3 protein-coding genes and 2 pseudogenes are annotated in these 4330 nt (G+C 63.5%); 4 read left to right on the forward strand and 1 reads right to left on the reverse strand.

All coding sequences use genetic code 11. The annotated features are described in order from the left end of the window. Positions 1 to 247: pseudogene (locus DBR23_RS07810) on the reverse strand (GGDEF domain-containing protein); the annotation flags it as partial. A gap of 249 nt (positions 248 to 496) precedes the next feature. Here DBR23_RS07810 and DBR23_RS07815 point away from each other — a divergent pair. From DBR23_RS07815 to DBR23_RS30375, 4 genes and pseudogenes are all read left to right on the forward strand, one after another. Next, the gene (locus tag DBR23_RS07815; RefSeq protein WP_108497851.1) at positions 497 to 1591 is read left to right on the forward strand and encodes an ABC transporter ATP-binding protein; all 1095 of its coding nucleotides are present in this window, start codon (positions 497 to 499) and stop codon (positions 1589 to 1591) included. A 61-nt stretch (positions 1592 to 1652) separates the two neighbouring features. Beyond that, positions 1653 to 2966 (forward strand): PotD/PotF family extracellular solute-binding protein, encoded by a 1314-nt coding sequence (locus DBR23_RS07820; protein WP_108497852.1) that lies wholly within the window; start codon positions 1653 to 1655, stop codon positions 2964 to 2966. Between the two features lie 182 nt (positions 2967 to 3148). Further along, positions 3149 to 4060 (forward strand): ABC transporter permease, encoded by a 912-nt coding sequence (locus DBR23_RS07825; protein ID WP_108497853.1) that lies wholly within the window; start codon positions 3149 to 3151, stop codon positions 4058 to 4060. A gap of 1 nt (position 4061) precedes the next feature. Then, positions 4062 to 4330, forward strand: a pseudogene (locus tag DBR23_RS30375) (ABC transporter permease); the annotation flags it as partial.

Below are 4330 nucleotides of genomic sequence, written 5' to 3' on the forward strand. Positions count from 1 at the left end.
TGTAATAAGTGACCGAGCCCAGCACCAGCAGCTGGTTGGCCAGCACCAGGCCCAGCCAGTCGGGGATGGCGCCACGCGCGCCAAACAGCACGGTGGACAGCAGCCACAGCAGTGGCGCCGCCGCCCATCCGCCCACGCCCCGGATGCTGGGCGGGTAGTGCCGCCGCATGAACAGCAGCACCAGGGCCATGACGGCAGACATGAAGCCCGCCAGGGCGATCATGGAGCGCGGGTCGAGGTTCGTCATGCGGCAGGCAAGAGGGGGGGGAAGGACGTGCCGGCGTAATAAATTGTTTCAAAGGCGAAGCCAGTATAGCCACGCACCCGCACGGCTCAGCGCTGTTTCGGTGCATGGTTTGCCCGAGGTTGGACCAGGGGCAGCGCGGGCGTGGACCGGTATGGGGCGGCAATGTGCGCCGTGTTGGTGCATTTTGTATGCAAAGTTCATAAAACATTGTGTACAAAGTTGGCATGGGCCTTGCGTAGGGCATACGCCATGCAAAGCACCCACCCTGCGCCCACCTCCGCCGCCATTGAAATCGTGGCGCTGACCAAACGCTACGCCCAAGGCAAGCCCGCCGTGGATGCGATCAACCTGCGCATTGCCAGCGGCAGCTACTGCTGCCTGCTGGGGCCTTCGGGCTGCGGCAAGAGCACCACGTTGCGCATGATTGCCGGGCACGAATCGGTGACGAGTGGCGACATCCTGCTGGAGAACCGCAACATCACCGACCTGCCCGCCGCCGCACGCGGCACGGCCATGATGTTCCAGAGCTTTGCGCTGTTTCCGCACCTCTCGGCGCTCGATAACGTGGCCTTCAGCCTCAAGATGAAAGGCGTGGCCAAGGCGGAGCGCCAGGCCAAGGCGCGCGACCTGCTGGAGCGCGTGGCCCTGGGGCACCTGGCCGAGCGCAAGCCCGCAGAACTCTCCGGCGGGCAGCAGCAGCGTGTGGCGCTGGCGCGTGCGCTCATCACCCAGCCGCGTGTGCTGCTGCTCGACGAGCCGCTGTCCGCGCTCGACCCCTTCCTGCGCATCCAGATGCGCGCCGAGCTGCGCCGCTGGCAAAAGGAGCTGGGCCTGACCTTCATCCATGTGACCCACAGCCAGGAAGAGGCCATGGCCCTGGCCGACACCATGGTGGTGATGAACCACGGCGTGATCGAGCAGGTGGGCAGCCCGCACGAGGTTTACAACCGGCCCGCCAGCGAATTCGTGGCGCGCTTCATGGGCGGGCATAACGTGATCGACACACCCGAAGGCAAGGTGGGCGTGCGCACCGACCACCTGCAGATTGCCCCCGCCAGTGCCGAGTTGCCCTGGGGTGCCCAGCGCATGCAGGCCGTGGTGACCGATGTGGAATACCAAGGCACCTATGTGCTGGTGGGCCTGCAAAAGCACGGCGCAGTTCTGTCGGCCAACGCCACGGCGGCGTATTCGGTGATGGTGTCCGAGGCCGCCTTTGCTGCGCAGCCCTACCAGGTGGGGCAGGGCGTGCAACTGCACTGGACGCCCGACCAGGCACACCCGCTCTCCCAGCCTGCTGTCGCATCACTGGCGGTGCCCGCTCCCGCAGTGGCCGTCGCCGCCTGACCGCGCCGCCACGTCCCCTCTTTTTTCACCCGTCCCCTTTCGCAACCCAAGGAGTTTTCCCATGTCCGATGCTTCCCGTGCTGATTCCCCCGTTGTTGTCTCCGATGCCACTGGCGTTGTCCGTGATGCCACTGGTGTGGCTCGCCGCTCGCTGCTCAAGGGCACGGCGGGCATCCTGGCCGCTGGCATGTTCCCGGCCGTGCATTCGCAAGAGAAGATCGTGCTGCGCTACCTGGGCACGGCGGTGAACCAGGACAAGGCGATTGCCGAGAAGTTCAAGGCCGACACCGGCATCGAGATCCAGTACGTGGCCGTGACCACCGACGACGTGACCAAGCGCGCCGTCACCGCGCCCAACAGCTTTGACCTGATCGACACCGAGTACTTCTCGCTGAAAAAGATCGTCCCCACCGGCAACCTCAAGGGCATCGACACCAAGCGCATCAAGAACGCCGACAAGATCACCACGCTGTTCACTACCGGCCAGGTGGCTGGCAAAGCCGTGGGCGACCAGGGCACCGCACCCAAGAAGGTGATCTACCTGGAAGGTGAAAAGTCCAAGAAGTTCGCGACCGCGCCCACGCAGTTCATGAGCCTGATCCCCACCGTGTACAACGCCGACACGCTGGGCATCCGCCCCGACCTGATCAAGCGCCCGATCAACTCGTGGGCCGAGCTGCTCAACCCCGAGTTCAAGGGCAAGACCGCGATTTTGAACATCCCCTCCATCGGCATCATGGACGCCGCCATGGTGGTCGAGGCCATGGGCCTCTACAAGTACCCCGACAAGGGCAACATGACCAAGAAGGAGATTGATCTCACGATCAAGACCCTGATCGAGGCCAAGAAGCAGGGCCAGTTCCGCGCGCTGTGGAAGGACTTCAACGAGTCGGTGAACCTGATGGCATCAGGCGAGGTGGTGATCCAGTCGATGTGGAGCCCGGCTGTGACGGCCGTGCGCACCAAGGGCATCGCCTGCAACTTCCAGCCCCTGAAGGAAGGCTACCGCGCCTGGGCCGCAGGCTTTGGCCTGCCCGCCACGCTGAGCGGCCGCAAGCTCGATGGCGCCTACGAGTTCATCAACTGGTTCCTCGACGGCTGGGCTGGTGCTTACCTGAACCGCCAGGGCTACTACAGCGCCGTGCTGGAGACCGCCAAGTCCAAGATGGAAGCCTACGAGTGGGCCTACTGGATGGAAGGCAAGCCCGCCACGCAGGACATCAAGAGCCCCAATGGCGACGTGCTGGCCAAGGCCGGTGCAGTGCGCGACGGCGGCAGCTACGAGTCGCGCATGGGTGGCATTGCCTGCTGGAACGCGCTGATGGACGAGAACAACTACATGGTGCAGAAGTGGAATGAGTTCGTCGCGGCGTAAGGAGTGCACCCCCTGAGGCGCTGCGCGCCTTCACCCCTCTCTCGACCCGCTGCGCGGGTCGGGAGGGGGACGCCCCCGGTGCGGCGGGGCGGCCCTTGCACGGGGGCACTGGCCTTGGGCAGCGACAGTCTCAAGAGCAAGCGCCGAACGGTAGACCTTTGGATTCATTGATTGCAAACACCATGAGCACGACCACCCCGTCCTTACCCGCTGCAGCCGTCCCCGGTCGTAGCATTGCCGCCTGGTGGCAGGCTGCGCCGTTCACGCTGGTGTTCGCGCTGTTTTTTCTGATTCCGCTGGCGCTGATCGTGATGGTCAGCTTCTGGGACTTCAACGAGTACGAGCTGTTGCCCGGCTTCACGTTCAAGAACTACGTGTCGATCTTCGCGGGCTGTGGCGATGCGTCAGACGGCCTGTGTGTCACGCTCAAGACGTATTACTCCACACTCAAGTTCAGTTTTCTGGTGTGGCTGATTACGCTGGTGATCGGCTTCACCGTGGCCTATTTTTTGGCCTTCCATGTGCGCTCTTCGGGCATGCAGACCCTGCTGTTCGTGCTGTGCACCATTCCGTTCTGGACGTCGAACGTGATCCGCATGATCTCGTGGGTGCCGCTGCTGGGACGCAATGGGCTGGTCAACCAGACGCTGATGGGCATGAACCTGATCGAGACGCCTTTGGAGTGGCTGCTGTTCTCGGACTTCTCGGTGGTGCTGGCCTTCGTGCACCTGTACACCATGTTCATGATCGTGCCCATCTTCAACAGCATGATGCGCATCGACCACAGCCTCATCGAGGCGGCCAGCGACAGTGGCGCGAGTGGCTGGCAGACGCTGTGGAACGTGATCGTGCCGCTCTCGCGCACCGGCATCATCATCGGCTCGATCTTTGTGATCACCATCGTCATGGGCGACTTCGTGACCATCGGCGTGATGGGCGGGCAGCAGATCGCATCGATTGGCAAGATCATCCAGGTGCAGACGTCTTACCTGCAGTTCCCGCTGGCGGCGGCCAATGCCGTGATCCTGCTGGCCGTGGTGCTGATGATCATCTGGGGCCTCACGCGCCTCGTCGACATTCGCAAGGAGCTGTGAGATGAAAGTCCGAGAATCTCGTCCCGCCAGCTTCTGGCCCCTGGCCATCTTTTTTGCGCTGTTCGTGCTGTTCATGTACGGGCCCATGTTCGTCATCTTCATCCTGAGCTTCCAGGGCCCCGAGGGTGGGCTCACTTTCCCCATGCGCGGTGTGTCGCTGCACTGGTTCTCCAAGCTGGCCGAAGGGCTGGGCGTGGTGGACATTGGCGCGGCGCTGTGGCGCTCGCTCGGCCTGGGCGTGGCGGTGATGCTGTGCACGGTGGTGCTGTC

The sequence above is a fragment of the Acidovorax sp. HMWF018 genome, assembly GCF_003061035.1.
In the GTDB taxonomy this organism is placed as follows: Bacteria; Pseudomonadota; Gammaproteobacteria; order Burkholderiales; family Burkholderiaceae_C; genus Acidovorax; species Acidovorax delafieldii.